General features: G+C 72.4%; 12 protein-coding genes and 2 tRNA genes. 5 read left to right on the forward strand and 9 right to left on the reverse strand.

Features of this window, described 5'->3' with window-relative positions:
- Window positions 1–192: 192 nt before the first annotated feature.
- The 4 genes from BS80_RS16390 to BS80_RS16405 form a co-directional block, all read right to left on the reverse strand.
- Window positions 193–2,142 carry an AfsR/SARP family transcriptional regulator gene (locus BS80_RS16390; RefSeq protein ID WP_051966684.1) on the reverse strand — a complete coding sequence of 650 codons (1,950 nt, stop codon included), beginning with the start codon at window positions 2,140–2,142 and terminating at the stop codon, window positions 193–195.
- A gap of 165 nt (window positions 2,143–2,307) precedes the next feature.
- Window positions 2,308–2,381 (reverse strand) — tRNA-Met (locus tag BS80_RS16395).
- 180 nt (window positions 2,382–2,561) lie between these two features.
- Window positions 2,562–2,635: transfer RNA gene (locus BS80_RS16400), tRNA-Met, on the reverse strand.
- 95 nt (window positions 2,636–2,730) lie between these two features.
- On the reverse strand, window positions 2,731–5,697 hold the full coding sequence (locus BS80_RS16405) for a UPF0182 family membrane protein (protein WP_083974790.1): 2,967 nt from the start codon (window positions 5,695–5,697) through the stop codon (window positions 2,731–2,733).
- Window positions 5,698–5,885: 188 nt separating this feature from the next.
- Here BS80_RS16405 and BS80_RS16410 point away from each other — a divergent pair, with 188 nt between their 5' ends.
- On the forward strand, window positions 5,886–6,449 hold the full coding sequence (locus BS80_RS16410; RefSeq protein ID WP_051966686.1) for a PPA1309 family protein: 564 nt from the start codon (window positions 5,886–5,888) through the stop codon (window positions 6,447–6,449).
- Window positions 6,450–6,504: 55 nt separating this feature from the next.
- On the opposite strand, the gene BS80_RS16415 is transcribed toward BS80_RS16410, so the two are convergent.
- From BS80_RS16415 to BS80_RS16425, 4 genes are all read right to left on the reverse strand, one after another.
- Window positions 6,505–7,590, reverse strand: coding sequence for a YlbL family protein (locus tag BS80_RS16415; protein WP_035798165.1), 1,086 nt, complete (start codon window positions 7,588–7,590; stop codon window positions 6,505–6,507).
- A 55-nt stretch (window positions 7,591–7,645) separates the two neighbouring features.
- On the reverse strand, window positions 7,646–7,822 hold the full coding sequence (locus tag BS80_RS41875; protein WP_198045543.1) for a hypothetical protein: 177 nt from the start codon (window positions 7,820–7,822) through the stop codon (window positions 7,646–7,648).
- 202 nt (window positions 7,823–8,024) lie between these two features.
- Entirely contained in the window at window positions 8,025–8,465 is a 441-nt protein-coding gene (locus BS80_RS16420; RefSeq protein WP_232246503.1) for a molybdenum cofactor biosynthesis protein MoaE, read from the reverse strand.
- A 78-nt stretch (window positions 8,466–8,543) separates the two neighbouring features.
- Window positions 8,544–9,692 (reverse strand): NAD-dependent epimerase/dehydratase family protein, encoded by a 1,149-nt coding sequence (locus BS80_RS16425; RefSeq protein ID WP_035798170.1) that lies wholly within the window; start codon window positions 9,690–9,692, stop codon window positions 8,544–8,546.
- A gap of 192 nt (window positions 9,693–9,884) precedes the next feature.
- On the opposite strand from BS80_RS16425, the gene BS80_RS16430 reads away from it, so the two are divergent.
- Both BS80_RS16430 and BS80_RS16435 read left to right on the forward strand, forming a co-directional pair.
- Window positions 9,885–11,372: a zinc-dependent metalloprotease gene (locus BS80_RS16430; RefSeq protein WP_035801483.1), complete on the forward strand. Its 1,488-nt coding sequence runs from the start codon at window positions 9,885–9,887 to the stop codon at window positions 11,370–11,372.
- Entirely contained in the window at window positions 11,369–11,929 is a 561-nt protein-coding gene (locus BS80_RS16435) for an NUDIX hydrolase (protein WP_035798172.1), read from the forward strand. The genes BS80_RS16430 and BS80_RS16435 overlap by 4 nt, the downstream gene beginning before the upstream one ends.
- Before the next feature lie 7 nt (window positions 11,930–11,936).
- Here the strand turns inward: BS80_RS16435 and BS80_RS39410 are convergent, their stop codons facing one another.
- Window positions 11,937–12,650: a M48 metallopeptidase family protein gene (locus tag BS80_RS39410; protein WP_083974792.1), complete on the reverse strand. Its 714-nt coding sequence runs from the start codon at window positions 12,648–12,650 to the stop codon at window positions 11,937–11,939.
- Between the two features lie 219 nt (window positions 12,651–12,869).
- Here BS80_RS39410 and BS80_RS16445 point away from each other — a divergent pair, with 219 nt between their 5' ends.
- Both BS80_RS16445 and BS80_RS16450 read left to right on the forward strand, forming a co-directional pair.
- Window positions 12,870–13,976 carry a ThiF family adenylyltransferase gene (locus BS80_RS16445; protein WP_035798174.1) on the forward strand — a complete coding sequence of 369 codons (1,107 nt, stop codon included), beginning with the start codon at window positions 12,870–12,872 and terminating at the stop codon, window positions 13,974–13,976.
- 254 nt (window positions 13,977–14,230) lie between these two features.
- The gene (locus BS80_RS16450) at window positions 14,231–15,574 is read left to right on the forward strand and encodes an ABC1 kinase family protein (protein ID WP_035798177.1); all 1,344 of its coding nucleotides are present in this window, start codon (window positions 14,231–14,233) and stop codon (window positions 15,572–15,574) included.
- The last annotated feature ends 130 nt before the right edge of the window (window positions 15,575–15,704 follow it).

Here is a 15,704-nt window from a genome sequence, read left to right on the forward strand (position 1 = left end):
GAACAGCCCGGCCCCGGGCGGCGTACGGGGTTCCCGGTCGTGGCCGGGGACGTGCGCAGCTGAGGCCAGGCCCACAGAGTGGACTAGACCAAATGGCCGGTCAAGACTTCCTGACGGGCCAGGGACAACCGGCGAGGTGCCAACGTGGTACAGACCTTTACGGCCGCCCCGAAGCCCCGGCATCGCCGCACGTCAGTCCTGTTCGCGCCGCCGCCCCGGCTCCACGGGCGCCATCCGGATTCCATCCCGCGTCCATCCGGAGGTCCGTCCGAAGAGCGCCGCGAGCGGATGCGGCCGGTACCCGCCGTCGGCCGTCCGGCGCAGCAGCCCGTGTTCGGCGACCAGGTCGAGCAGCTCATCGGCGCGGTCCTCGCCGACGCCGAGCAGGTCAGCCGCCGTCCGTGCGGTCCAGTCGGCCGGGCCCAGCCGGCTCAGCCGCCGGAACGCCAGCCACCCGGCCAGGCCGTCCGGCGCCCGGCGCAACCGATCGCCGCAGGACGCGAAGGCCCCGCCGACGCCGCGCCCGCCGGGGCTCAGCTCGGCCAGCCGGCGCCGTTCGTCGGCCAATCGCCCGGCGAGCCGGACGAGCCCACCGCCGGGGCGGGCCGCCACCCGGGCGGCGGCGGACCGCAGTGCCAGCGGCCAACCGTCACAGGCCGCCAGCACCGCCGCGGCCGCGCTCTCCTCGTCGGCCGCCGTCCCGGCACCCGTGCGCGCGCCCGCGCCGTCCAGCAGCCGCCGCAGCAGCCGGGCCGCCTCGCTCGGTGCCAGCCGGTCGAGTACGACCGCACGGGCGCCCGGCAGTTCGGCCAGCCGGGAGCGCGCGGTGACCAGCACCGCGCAGCCGGCCGAGCCGGGCAGCAGCTCCGCCACCTGCGCCGCACTGTCCGCGTCGTCCAGGACCAGCAGCAGTCTGCGCCCCGCGCTGACCGACCGGAAGAGCGCCGACCGCTGCTCCAACTCCCCCGGCAGATCGCCCGGTTCCACCCCCAGGTCGGTCAGCAGGCGGCCCAGCACATCGGCCGCCGTCCGCGGGCGGCCGTCCGGCCCGTGCAGCGCCGCGAACAGCTGGCCATCGCCGAAGTGCTCCCGCAGCCGGTGCCCGGCGTGCACCGCCAGCGCCGTCTTGCCGATCCCGGGCGGCCCGCTGACCACCACGACCGCGACCGCCGTCGCCCGGCGCGACGCGGCGGGCTCCGAAGCCGGCCCAGGGCCCAGCACCCGGAAGAGCGTCCGCAGTTCGGCCGACCGTCCGGTGAAGTCGGCCGGATCAGCCGGCAGTTGGGCCGGGCGCCAGGCGGTCCGGAGCGTCCCGCCGAGTGGCCGGCCCGGCAGGACCGGCTCCGGGCCGAGCTCCAGCGCCGGGTCTCCCCGCAACATCCGCTGGTGCAACTCGGCCAGTTCCCGGCCTGGTTCGAGCCCCAGGCCGGCGATCAGCAGTCGCCGGGTCTCCGCGTACACGGTCAGCGCCTCGCTGCGTCGGCCGGCCCGGTAGAGCGCCAGCATGAGCAGCATCCGCGGCCGCTCCCGGTGCGGATGCTCGGCGGCCAGCACGGCCAGCTCCGGTACCACCTCGTGCTGGCGGCCGGCCAGCAACGCCACCTCGAAGCGCTCCTCCTCGGTGGCCAGCCGCAGTTCGGTCAGCCTCCCGCGGTGCAACGCCGCATAGGGGCCGGGCAGTCCGTCCAGCCCGGCGCCGCGCCAGAGGCCGAGCGCACGGTCCAGCGTGGCACCGGCGCCGGCCAGGTCACCGGCCGCCCGCTGCTCGCGAGCCCGCAGCCGGGCCTGCTCGAAGACCTGGAGATCGAGCTGCCCGGCGCCGACCGAGAGCCGATACCCGCCGCTCCACGAGGAGAGCACCCCGCCCACCGACCGGCGGGTCCGCTCCGGCTCCAGCACCCGCCGCAGCCGGGCCACATACGTCGCGAGCAGGCCGGACGCGTTGGCGGTGGCCCGCGTACCCCAGACCGCCTGGACCAGCTGCTCACGCGCGACCGGCTCGTTCGCGTTCAGCAGCAGCACCGCCAGCACCGCCTGTTGCATCGCCGGGCCCGCCTCACGGACGGCCTGCGCCCGGTGGATCCGCAACGGACCCAGCAGTTCGTAGTGGAGCGGCACGCCGTCCGCGCCCCCGGAGGACATCGCTCCGCTCCTCTCCGCCCCCGGACAGCGACCGCAGGACTGACCCAAGGTGGACCAGGTCGCGGGCGGCGTCAACACATCCGGCGGTGAGAATTCCGCGGGCCACCACTCGGAACCGGAAAACGAAGAAGGCCCGGAGGATAACCTCCGAGCCTTCAACGAGAGTAGCGGGGACAGGATTTGAACCTGCGACCTCTGGGTTATGAGCCCAGCGAGCTACCGAGCTGCTCCACCCCGCGTCGTTGTGTTGTAAACATAGCACGGATCGGGCCCGAAGGACTCATCATGAGGCCGAGACGCCGTCCCGCTTGCCTTTTCAAGGCCGGACCCGACGCCCGCTATCAGCACCCAAGGCGGCCACCACCCGGGTCGGAAAACGAAGAAGGCCCGGAGGATAACCTCCGGACCTTCAACGAGAGTAGCGGGGACAGGATTTGAACCTGCGACCTCTGGGTTATGAGCCCAGCGAGCTACCGAGCTGCTCCACCCCGCGTCGTTGTGTTGTAAACATAGCACGTCGGGGACGTGAACCGTGCACCGCGCCCACCGGTGCGGGCGGGCGCGGTGCACGGCTCAGACCGACCGGCGCTACGGGGACGGGCTGGCCGAGGGCGAGGCCGACGCACTGGCCGACGCCGAGGGCGAGGCCGAGGGCGAGGCCGGAGCGGTCGCGCCGCCCACCCGCTGCTCTTCGGCCGCCGCCGCGTTCAGCGCGTTCTGCAGGGCCTGCTGGGCCGTGCCGTAGGCCGTCCAGTCACCGCTCTTGAGCGCGTTCTGGCCGTCGGTGAAGGCCTTCTGCGCGGCGGCCAAGTCCTGCTGGAGCGCCGGATCGGTGCTGCTGCCACCGCCGGCCGGCGGCGTGGTCGGGGTGCTGCCGCCTCCCGACGGCGTACTCGGCGCCGTCCCGGTGGCCCCGGCGGTACCGCCGAGCACCTTCGCCAGCGCGTCGGAGAGGGTGTTCTCGAAGGCCACGTTGTCGTTCCCGTAGACCGCGAGCACCTTCTGCAGCACCGGGTAGTTGGCGCCCCGGCCCTTGACGTACACCGGTTCGACGTTGAGGAAGCCACCGCCGACCGGCAGCGTCAGCAGGTTGCCGTACTCCAGGTCGGAGTCGCTGCCGTTCTTCAGCAGGGTGAGCTGGTTGGCCACCACCGGATTGGAGTTGAACTGCGACTGGACCAGTTTCGGCCCGAGCGTCTTGCTGTCGCTCGGCACCTTCAGGATTCTGATCTTCCCGTAGTCCGCGCCGGGGTCGGAGTCCACCGCCATGAAGGCCGCCAGGTTGTCCCGGCCGCTGGGGACGAAGGTGGTGGTCAGCGAGAAGTTCCCGGCGCCGGCCGTCTGGTCGGGCATCCGGACCGTCAGGTAGTACGGCGGCTGGGCCTGGCCGCTGTCGTTGGTCGGGTCCACCGGGACCTGCCAGATGTCCGTCCCGTTGAAGAAGGAGTTCGGGTCGGTCATGTGGTACATCCCGAGCAGGTCGCGCTGCACCTTGAACAGGTCCTGCGGGTAGCGCAGGTGCGGCAGCAGCGAGGCCGGGATGGCGCTCTTGGCCTCGACCGTGCCGGGGAAGGCCTTCATCCAGGTCTTCAGCACCGGGTCGCTGTCGTCCCACTGGTAGAGCGTCACCTGGCCGGTGTACGCGTCCACGGTGGCCTTGACCGAGTTGCGGATGTAGTTGACCTCGTTGGAGGCCGAGAGGACCTGGCCGCGCTCGTCGGTCAGCGAGTCCTTGGTGGCGTCGCCCAGCGTGGTCTTGGAGGAGAACGGGTAACCGTCCGAGGTGGTGTAGCCGTCCAGCACCCAGGTCAGGTGGCCGTTCTCCACCACCGGGTACGGGTCGCCGTCGATCGCCAGCCAGGGCGCGACCTTCTCGACGCGCTCCTTGGGCGTGCGGTCGTAGAGCACCTTGGCGCCGTTGGTGATCGCGCTGGAGTAGAGGATCTGCGGCTCGGCGAACTTGAGCGCGTACGCGGCCCGGGTGACCGGGTTGTTCAGCGAGACGCCGCTGCCGCCCTGGTACTGGTAGGTCTGGTCACCGGAGTCCGAGGTGTAGTCGATCTCCTGGTTGGTGCCGCCGACGATCGAGTAGGTGTCGGTCTTCTCGCCGTAGTAGATCCGCTGCTGGTAGTCGCCCAGCGAACCGGTGGTGGGCAGACCGGACTCGGTGAAGACCGGCTGGCCCTTGTCGTTGACCTGGTTGCCCTTGGCCGAGACGGCACCGAAGCCGTGCGTGTACTTGAAGTGGTCGTTGATCCAGTTCTGCTGCTGCACACCGCTGAGGTTGAGCTCGCGCAGACCGATCACGGTGTCCTGGGCGTTCGGCTGGGCACCGTAGCGGTCGACGTCCAGGGTCGACGGGAACCCGTAGTACGAGCGCTGCTGCTCGATCTGCTGGAACGTCGGCGAGACGATGTTGGGGTCGAGCAGCCGGATGTCCGCGATGGTCTGGGCGTCCGGGGCGACCGTCTTGGGGTCGGTGGAGGCGACCGGCGTGTACTGCGCCGTCTGGCTGTCCGCGATCCCGTACGCCTGGCGCGTCGCGTCGATGTTCTGCTTGATGTACGGCGTCTCCTTGGCCTGCTCGTTCGGCTTGACCTGGAACTGCTGCACGATCGCCGGGTAGAGCCCGCCGATCAGCACCGCCGAGAGCGCCATCAGGCCGAAGCCGATCAGCGCGGGGGCCCAGGTCCGCCGGACGGGGGTGAGGAAGAAGAGCACCGCGCAGATCAGCGCGACGAAGAACAGGATCGTCTTGGCCGGCAGGAACGCGTTGGCGTCCACGTAGCGCAGTCCGGTCCAGCCGCTGACGCCCTTGTAGGCGCCGGTCTTCACCGCGAGCCCGTACCGGTCCAGCCAGTACGCGACGGCCTTCAGCAGCACGAACACGCCCAGCAGCACCGCAAGGTGGCCCTGCGCACCCGCACTGGCCCGACGGCCCGGCCCCTGCAACCGCACCCCGCCGTAGAGGTAGTGCACCACCAGCGCCGCGAGCAGCGAGACGATCACCGCGCTGAACGCGAAGCCGAGCACGAACTCGTACCAGGGCAGGTCGAACGCGTAGAACGAGACGTCCAGGTGGAACTGGCTGTCCTTCACCCCGAACGCGGTCTTGTTGGTCCACATCAGCCAGAGCCGCCACTGCCCGGAGGCCGCGGCGCCGGCGATCACACCGGTCAGCAGGGAGACGCCGATCAGCGCCCACTTGCGGTACGGCGCGAGTCCCATCCGGTAGCGGTCCAGGCTCTGTTGCTCGGGCGACATCGCCGACAGCGGCGGTCGCAGCCGGTACGCCAGCCACAGGTTCACGCCGACCACCAGGGCCATCACCAGGCCGAAGACCGCGAAGAGCCCGGCCTTCGTCCACAGTTGGGTGGTGAAGACCGAGGAGTAGCTCACCGACTTGAACCACAGCCAGTCCGTCCAGAACCCCGCGAACATCACGAACGCGAGGAACAGCAGGACGAGGGCACCGGCTGTGAGCAGGAGGACCCGTGCGCGTCGAGAGGGCGGGCCGACTCTCGGACGGAACCCCTGCCCTCCTCGGTCGGGCATCTGGAATACCAAGGGTGCACCTCTGCTGTTGTGGTCGGATCGGCCGGGTGGAAGAGAGCTGAGTGGGTGACGCCGGGTTTGCCGGAGGCCCACCAGTGCAACTTAATCAGCCTTGAGCCGAGTTCCCAGGCCGTTGACGCGTTCGGTGCGGATTAGAAGGCTGTCCGGGCTCGTGTGAGGATTGAGCCATGTCCGATGCCATTGACACCCCCGCCGAGTCCGGTCTGCCCCCGGCCGCGACCCCGCTGACCCGCGCCGCCCTGGAGATCGACGAGTACGTCGGCAAGCTCGGCTGGGACCTGCCCGCCCGCCTGTTCGCCCTGGTCGACAGCGCCGAGCTGCGCCGGACCGACCCGAAGCTGGCGAAGCAGCTCGGGCTCACCGCGGAGCAGGACGGCGCGCTGACCCCCGTCGAACAGGACGAACTGCCCGCCGGGATGGCGCTGGACGAGTTCCTGGGCACCATCGCGTGGCCCGAGATGGTGGCCGGCTGCGCCCTCGTGGTCGAGCGGCTGATGCTCCCGCCGGGCGCCGAGAAGAGCCGTCCCAGCAAGGCCTCCGAGGCACAGCTGGCCGACTGGGTGGCCAACCACCAGGACCGCCAGGAGGTTCGGATCACCGCCGCCGTGCTGCGTGACGGCAAGCGTGAGACGGCCCTGCGGCTGCGCGAGAAGGACATCCCGCGCGAGGTGCTGACCGGCCCCGACCTGGTGCCGGGCCTGACCAAGGCGCTGCTCGCGACCTTCGCCTGAGGCCGAGAAGCCCGAGCCTGAGCTCGAGCCCGAGCCTGAGCCCGGCCGCCGGGCTTTACGAGGCCGGGCAGGACGGCAGTGCCGCGTCCTGTCCGGCCCGGATCTGTCCGAGCGCCTTGAGCGCGCCGTCCAGCGTGTCCACCTTGATCAGCCGCAGCCCGTGCGGGGTGTTCTTGCTCGCCTCCGCGCAGTTGTCGCTGGGGGTGAAGAAGTACTGGGCCCCGGCGTCGCGGGCCGCGATCACCTTCATCGAGATGCCGCCGATCGGGCCGACCTTGCCGTCGTCGGTGATCGTCCCGGTGCCGGCCACGAACTTGCCCCCGGTCAGGTCGGTGGGCGTCAGCTTGTCCACGATGCCCAGCGAGAACATCAGGCCCGCGCTCGGGCCACCGACGTCCTGCAGCCCGATGTCCACGGTGAACGGGAACGTGTGGGTGGTGCCGGGGGTGATCCCCACCATCGCCCGGTTGGGGTCGTCGGGGGCCTTCTCGGTGACGATCGGGACCTGGGTCTCGTCGGCCGGATCGGGGTTCACGGCTTCCTTGGCGTGCGGGACGGTGGTGAAGACCACGGTCTCGCCGGGCTTGTGCTTGGTCACCAACGGCGCCACCTGGGCCGGGTCGGTGACCTTCGTGCCGTCCACCGCGACGATCTGGTCGCCCGCGTGCAGCTTGCCGTCCGCCGGGCTGCCGACCACCACCGAAGCGATGATCACCTCGGTGCCGACCGGGTAGCCGAGTTCGGTGAGCGCGGCGCTCTTGGCGCTGTCCTGCGAGGAGGCGAACTCCTCGGCGTTCTCCTGCTGGGCCTGCTGCTCGGTCTGGTTCGCCGGGTAGACGGTGTCGTGCGGCACCACCAGCACGTCGTTGCGCAGCCAGCCGACCACCACCGACACCAGGCTCGGCTGGTAGCTCGCACCGGTGACCTGCACCGTGGTCATGTTGAGATGACCGGAGGTCGGATAGGTCTGGTGGCCGGTGATGGAGATGACCGGTGTGCCCGACTTGTCCTGCGCGCCGAGCGTGTTGTACGTCGGCCCGGGGCTGAGCTGCGTGTAGGGCACGTTCATCAGTACCGAGGCGCAGAGCAGCGCTATCAGCAGCAGGGTGGCGGCGAGCATCGTCGCAGAGCGGCGTGGCATGGCACGACAGTACGGGACCGGACCCAGGCGGCGCCCCCCAGGGCTACCGACCGGGTCACTCCGCCGTGCGCTCCGTACCGGTGGTGCGCTCCATGGCGGCCTTGAACCGCTGGTGCTCGGCGAGCGAGGCGCCGTCACCGGTGGCCCGCGGCGGCCGGGCTGCCCAGGCCGCCCACAGCACGGCCACCAGTCCCGCGACGACGGGGATTCCCAACCAGGCGAGCGCAGCCATCTTCTTACTCCCAGCTCATCGTGCCTATCAGCACATTAACCGCCTGGTAAGAGAACGGCTGTCACCCCGACCGCGTTACGGCGGACCGCCGTACGCCACCCTGCGGCCGCAATCGTATGACCGCAGCTCACCCGAACGAGTAAGCCCGCACCGACGGGCCGAAGCAGGTCGGTCTCAGCCCGCACCGAGGAGTCGAAGCCGGTCAGCAGGCGCCCGCGCCGACCCATTCCTCCTCGCCGTCGGCGAAGATCTGGTGCTTCCAGATCGGCACCTCGTGCTTGAGATCGTCGATCAGCTTGCGGCAGGCGGCGAAGGCCTCGCCGCGGTGCGGGCAGGAGACCGCGACGATCACGGCCACGTCGGTGATCTCCAGCCGTCCGATCCGGTGGACCGCGGCGAGCGCGCGGACCGGGTAGTCGGCGGCCACCTTCTCCGCGATCCGCCGCATCTCCTGCACGGCACTCGGATGGGCGCTGTACTCCAGCGCGGACACCGACTTCCCGCCGTCGTGGTCCCGGACCGTCCCGACGAAGACGGTGGTGCCGCCGGCCGTGTCGTCGCCGACCGCCGCGTACACCTCGTCGAGGGAGAGCGGGGTCTCGCGGACGGCGAGCAGGCGGATGGGGTCGCGATTCTCGGACATGCTCACCATGATTGCCGATCCGGCCGACCTGCGGCGATTGACGGATTATCCAAACGTCGAACCTGTCGTACCCAAACGTCAGATGCGGCGCCGCTTGCGGGCCCGCCGGACCAGTGCCGCGGTCCCCACCAGGGCCACCGTCGCACCCGCGGCGCCCAGACTGGTGGCGGCCTCCTTGCCGCCGAGCCGGCGCCCGGCCACCGCGTGCTTGCCCGAGACCTGTGTGAGCAGCTCGGCGAGTACCTGCTCGTTGCTGTACGCGGGCCGCCAGCCCGCCTCGTGCAGCCGGCTGCCGGACACCACCCAGGGGTACATGGTGTACGCCAGGTCGCCGGCCGGTGCCGGGGTGAGCCCGAGCCGGTGCAGCCGGGCCGCCGTGCCGAGCGCGAGCGCGGCGGGCAGCTCCATCCGGCGGATCCCGGAGAGCTCCTCGACCTCCTCCTGCTCCAGCCAGCCGTCGCAGCCGACCGTGACCTCGCCCTCGACCAGGCCGAGCGCCGCGTACTCCAGGGCCGAGGCCAGGTCATCCAGGTGGCAGAACTGCCAGCACGGCCGCGAGCCGGCCACCACCAGCAGCCGGGGGGCCTCGAAATGCCTGGTCAGCACGGTGTCCACGCCGGGACCCACCAGCACGGCCGGACGCAGCACGGTGACCTGCAGGCCGGGGTGGGCGCGCGGGGCGCGGCGGGCCAGTCGCTCGATCTCCAGCAGGTCGCCGACCAGCGTGGCCTCCTCGGTGGCCCGCAGCTCGGAGTCCTCGGCGAGTGGCACCTCGTTGTCCGCCAGCGCGCCGTAGACCATCGCCGAGGTGCAGAGCACCACCCGGTGCACACCGGCGGCCGCGGCGGCGGTCAGCACCGTCTGTGCGCCCCGCACGTTGTACGCGCTCCGGGCGCGCGCGTCGGCCTCCATGCCGAGGTCCATCGCGAGGTGGACGACCACGTCGACCCCGCGCAGTCGCTCGGCGACCGCCGGATCGCGCACGTCCAGCACCCGCCACTGCACGCCGGGCACCTCGCCGCGCCGGTCGTCGATCGCCAGCACCTTGCGGACACCGGGCGAGTCGACCAGGCGCGCCGCAAGGCGTTCGCCCAGCACGCCGGCGGCGCCGGTGACGGCGACGGTCAGCGGTCGGCCGCCGTAGGCTGGTGGCGGTGGTCCGGAGGCCGGCTGGGCCTCCTCGCCTCCGGTCAGCCCAGAGCGAACGTCCGAGGGCGGGGAACTCACCGACCATCCTCCACGGTTAGCTTATGTGCGTACGTACGAGTGTCACGTACCGTCCATCCTGCCCGAGGAGAGGGCCCGGCGGTGCACCCGGCGCGGGCTCGCCCGCTCCGAACCGCCCCCCACCTGCAGTCCCCTGACTTGCTTTTCCCGCCACACCACCCGCGCGTGACGGCCGACCAGATCGAGGAACCCGTGAGCGACCTCCCCTTCGGATTCGGTGTTCCGCCCGAGGAGCCCGAGGACGGCAAGGACGACCAGACCGGCAAGTCCGGCCAGGGTGGCAAGGGCGAGCAGGCCGGCGGGCCCGGGGGCGACCCGGCCCAGCCGCAGCCGTTCGGCTTCGGCGCCAACCCGTTCGGCGCGCTGTTCGGGATGGGCGGCGCGGGCGGGCCCGGCGGAGCTGCCGGCGACAACCCGTTCGCCGCCATGATGGGCGGCCTGAACCCCGGCGACCTGGGCGCGGCCTTCCAGCAGCTGGGCCAGATGCTGTCCTTCGACGGCGGCCCGGTGAACTGGGAGCTGGCCAAGGACATCGCCCGCCAGACCGTGGTGGCCGAGCCCGCCGAGGGCAAGGCCAAGGACCGCTCGGTGAGCGGTGCCGAGCGCTCGGCGGTCGCCGAGGCGGTCCGGCTGGCCGACCTGTGGCTGGACTCCGCCACCGAGTTCCCCTCCGGTGCGGGCACCGCCGTGGCCTGGAGCCGCGCGGAGTGGATCGAGGCCACCCTGCCGGTCTGGAAGGAGCTCGTCGACCCGGTCGCCGAGCGGGTCGGCAACGCCATGGGCGGCGTGCTGCCCGAGGAGATGCAGTCGATGGCCGGCCCGCTGATGGGCGTCATGCGCTCGATGGGCGGCGCGATGTTCGGCACCCAGATCGGGCAGGCCCTGGGCGCGCTGGCCGCCGAGGTGGTCGGCTCGACGGACGTCGGCCTGCCGCTCGCCCCGGCCGGCAAGGCCGCACTGCTGCCGCAGAACGTCGCCGAGTTCGGCGAGGGCCTGAGCGTGCCGGTCGAGGAGGTGCGGCTCTACCTGGCCCTGCGCGAGGCCGCCCACCAGCGGCTCTTCGCCCACGTGCCGTGGCTGCGGGCGCACCTGTTCGGCGCCGTCGAGGCCTATGCGCGCGGCATCAAGGTCGACACCTCCCGGATGGAGGAGTTGATGGGCCGGATCGACCCGGAGAACCCCGAGGCCCTCCAGGAGGCGCTCTCCAACGGGCTGCTCCAGCCCGAGGACACCCCGGCCCAGAAGGCCGCACTGGCCCGGCTGGAGACCGCGCTGGCGCTGGTCGAGGGCTGGGTCGACGCGGTGGTGCATGCCGCCGCCGAGCCGCACCTGCCGCAGGCCGGCGCGCTGCGCGAGACGCTGCGCCGCCGCCGCGCCACCGGCGGGCCCGCCGAGCAGACCTTCGCCACCCTGGTCGGCCTGGAGCTGCGCCCGCGCCGGCTGCGGGACGCCTCCCGGCTCTGGGCCTCGCTGGCCGACGCCCGCGGCATCGACGGCCGCGACGCGCTCTGGCAGCACCCCGACATGCTGCCCACCGCGACCGACCTGGACGACCCGGACGGCTTCGTGCACCGCGGCGGCGAGGAGCCGGCCGAGGGCGGGCTGGACTTCGACGCCATCGACAAGCTGCTCGGCGAGGCTGCGGCCAAGAACGACGAAAAGGACGACCCGAACGCATGATCCACTCCGACGCCGTCCGCGCGCTGCGTGACTGGAGCACCGCGGACGCCGGCCAGGACCGGCTGCGCCACGACTACCTGGACCACCTTGCGGATCACCCGGACGGCCTCTGGCGCTCCTGCCTGCCCGCGCACATCACGGCCAGCGCGGTGGTCGTCGACCCGCAGGCCGGCCGGGTGCTGCTCACGCTGCACCCCAAGGTCGGCATCTGGCTGCAGACGGGCGGCCACTGCGAGCCCGGCGACCCGACGCTGGCGGCAGCCGCACTGCGCGAGGCCACCGAGGAGTCCGGGATCGCGGGCCTGGCCCTGCTGGAGTCCGACGGCGTCCCCCTCCCGGTGAAGCTCGACCGGCACCAGGTGCGCTGCACCGGCAAGGACCGGCCGGAGAACACCCACCTGGACGTCCAGTACGTCGCGGTGGCCCCGCCCGGCGCGCAGGAGCTGATCAGCGAGGAGTCGCTGGACCTGCGCTGGTTCGACTACGACCGCCTCCCCGAGCTGACCGACGAGTCGCTCCGGGCGCTGGTCGCGGCCGCCCGCAAGCTCACCGACTAGCCCGGCGTTACTCGCAGGGGGCGGGCTCCTCGCCCGCCCCGCCCCCGCGGGCTCCCGGCACGTGCGGCAGCCGGGCGGCCGCGGCCACCCCCTCCAGGTAGCCGCGGGCCCGCTCGGTGCGCGGGTAGGCCTCCAGCAACGCCCAGAAGCGCGGGCCGTGGTCGGGGACCAGCAGATGCGCCAGCTCGTGCAGCAGGACGTACTCCAGCACGTATTCGGGCATGCCCTGAAGCCGGTGCGAGAGCCTGATGGTGCGCTCACTGGGCGTGCAGGAGCCCCAGCGGGTGTTCTGGTTGGTGACCCAGCGGACCTGCTCGGGCCTGGCCCGGCCGCCGAGGTAGGCGCGGGAGAGCAGGTGGGCCCGCTCGGCCAGCGCCTCGTCGCCGAGCGTCCGGCGGCTCTCCTGGGCCGCCAGCCGGTCGATCATCTGGGCCACCCAGCGGTGCTCCTCGGCCGAGGACATCCGGGCCGGGATCAACACGATCGTCCGGTCGCCCTCGCGGTAGGCCGAGACCGTACGGCTGCGCCGGGCGCTGCGGCGGACCTCGACCGGTCCGTGTCCGGCGGGCGCCGCGGGGTGTTCGCCGGTGCCGGCCGGCGCGGGGGCTGAGTGCGTCGATCCCGGTCGCGCGCGGGTACCGGGCGTCGCGACTCCCGACCCGGCAGCTGCACGGGCACGCCGAGGCGACGCCGAGGGCTGGGAGTCCCGTTCGGCTGCCATGGCACAGGACGTTACCGGGTGGCGGTGACAGAAGTCCGCTGCCGACGCCGAATTCTTTTCACCGATGATCGAGCCGAGAACGCGTACGTTAAATGATCGCCGGAACATATCCCCAGGGCTGTGGATAACCGGCTTCCCGAATTCCGCCTGGTCGGGCATGCTGTCCTCACGGATCGTCAACGGACGATTCCCCAGAGTGACAGGGGAAAGGGGCCCGTCATGCACCCGACGCTCAAAACAGCGCTGTCCCGAGCCTGGCGGGATCACCACACGCTGCAATTCGGAACGGCCCCCGAGCGGGCCCAGCTGGTGGATCGTGCGGACGACGATTTCTGTGCCTTTCTCGATCTGCTGGACGGCAGCCGCGATGCCACCGCGCTGACCGCCGCGAGCGAGCAGCTCGGGCTGACACCCGCGTATGTGGCGCAGGCGCTGCGCTCGCTGGAGGGGGCCGGCCTGCTGGACGACGCGCTGGCGGTCGAGGCCGCCCTCGCCGGGCACTCGCCCGCCCGGCGGGAGTTCCTCGGGCCCGACCTCGCCTCGCTCTCGCTGCTCCATCCCGCGCCCGGGGCCGGGGCCCGGGCGCTGCGCCGACGGACCCGGGCGCGGGTGGAGGTGCGCGGGGCAGGCCGGATCGGGGCCGCGGTGGCGGCCACCCTGGCGGCCGCCGGGGTGGGCACGGTCGAGGTGACGGACCAGGGCCGGGTGCTGCCCGGCGACTGCGCACCCGGTGGGATCCCCCTCCAGGACGTCGGGCGATTGCGGACCACCGCGGCCCGGGAGGCGGTCCGGCGGGCGGCCGGTGGGGCGGAAACCGACCCGGCCACCACGGCCAAGACCTCCGAGCCCTCCGGGTGCTCTGAGCCCTCCGCGCCGCCCGCGCCGCATTTCGTGGTGCTCACCCCTCGGGACGGCACCGGCGCCTTCGCGGGGGACGCCGTCCAGGCCCGGCAGCTGATGCGCGCCGGGATCCCGCACCTCTATGTCGGGGTGGTCGAGCACCTCGGGGTGGTCGGGCCGCTGGTCCTGCCGGGCGCCTCGGCGTGCGGCGGCTGCGTGGCCCTGACCCGCACCGACCGGGACGCCTGCTGGCCCCGGCTGCTCGCCCAACTCGCCGCCGACGGCCCGGGTCGGCCGCGCGCACCGGCCTGCGACAGCGCGGTCGCGGCGGCCGTGGCCGGCCTCGCCGGGCTGCACACGCTGCTGCATCTCACCGGCGAGCGGCCGCCGAGCGTCGACGGCTGGTGCGAGGTCTCCGCGGCGGACGGGATGGTCCGAAGACTCCGGCTGTCCCCGCACGCCGACTGCGGCTGCTTCTGGCCCTGACGACCGCACCGCTTCCGGCCTGACGACCGCACCGCGGCCGACGGGCGCCGCCCCACGCATCGCAGCGCTGCGGATCACAGCGCGGCGCGACGGCCCGCGACGGCCCGGAACGGCCCGCGACGCCACGCTGGGCCCCAGCGTCCGGGCCACGACCGGGGCTTGCGGGCGACCGGGCACAATGGCCTAGTGACCGCCGTATCCCAGCCACCGCAGCCGCGGGGACTGCCGGCACACGTTTGATTGGGAGGCCCCGGGTGAGCGATCTTCCGCGCAAGGCTGTGACCCGCACCGCAAGGCTCGCCGCCCTGCCGTTGGGGATAGCGGGTCGGGCCACCCTCGGGCTCGGCAAGCGGATCGGCGGGCGATCGGCCGAGTCCGTCACCGCCGAACTCCAGCAGGCCACCGCCGACCAGCTGTTCAAGGTCCTCGGTGAGCTCAAGGGGGGCGCGATGAAGTTCGGGCAGGTCCTCTCGGTCTTCGAGGCGGCCCTGCCGGAGGAGGTCGCCGGCCCCTACCGTGCCGCCCTGACGAAGCTTCAGGACGCCGCGCCGCCGATGCCCGCCGCCAGCGTGCACGCGGCGCTCACCGAGCGGCTGGGCAAGGACTGGCGCTCCCAGTTCCGCAGCTTCGACGACCGGCCGGCCGCCGCCGCCTCGATCGGCCAGGTGCACCGCGCGGTCTGGCAGGACGGGCGCGAGGTCGCGGTCAAGGTCCAGTACCCGGGCGCCGGCGAGGCGCTGCTCTCCGACCTCGGCCAGCTCAGCAGAGTGGCCTGGCTGGTCGGCCCGCTGATCCCCGGGCTCGACATCAAGCCGCTGATCACCGAGCTGCGCAGCCGGGTCGCCGAGGAGCTCGACTACGCCCTGGAGGCGGCCGCCCAGCAGACGCACGCCGACGAGTTCGCCGACGACCCCGACATCGTGGTGCCGGGCGTGGTGGCGCAGGCCGACCAGGTGCTGATCACCGAGTGGCTGGGTGGCACCCCGCTGGCCGAGGTGATCACCAAGGGCAGCCAGGAGGAGCGGGACCGGGCCGGGCACCTGCTGGCCCGCTTCCTGTTCGCCGGCCCGGCCCGGACGGGCCTGCTGCACGCCGACCCGCACCCCGGCAACTTCCGGCTGCTCAAGGACGACGGCCCGGCCGACGGCTGGCGTCTGGGCGTACTGGACTTCGGCACCGTCGACCGGCTGCCGGGCGGGTTGCCCACACCGATCGGCGACTCGCTGCGGATGGCCCTGGCCGGCGACGCCGTCGGGGTCCTGGAGATGCTGCGGGACGAGGGCTTCGTGAAGCCCTCGATCGAGCTCGATCCGGACGCGGTGCTCGACTACCTGCTCCCGATCATCGAGCCGGCGGCGGTGGAGACCTTCCACTTCACCCGGAGCTGGATGCGTTCGCAGGCCGCCCGGATCGCCGACCCGCGCTCGCCCGCCTACAACCTGGGCAAGCAGCTCAACCTGCCGCCGGACTACCTGCTGATCCACCGGGTCACGCTGAGCACCATCGGCGTGCTCTGCCAACTCGGCGCCAAAGCACCGTTCCGGGCCGAGATGCGCGACTGGCTCCCCGGCTTCGCCTACGCGGCAGAGGCCGAGTAGGCACAGGAGCAGAGCAGGAAGAAGCAGAACGCCCCCGTGGCCCGCGAACTGCGGGCCACGGGGGCGTTCTGTCACACGGTGCGTCAGATCAGGTGCGTCCCATCGGGCGCGTCACATCAGCCCTGTCACA

It is taken from the genome of Kitasatospora mediocidica KCTC 9733 (assembly GCF_000744225.1).
In the GTDB taxonomy this organism is placed as follows: domain Bacteria; phylum Actinomycetota; class Actinomycetes; order Streptomycetales; family Streptomycetaceae; genus Kitasatospora; species Kitasatospora mediocidica.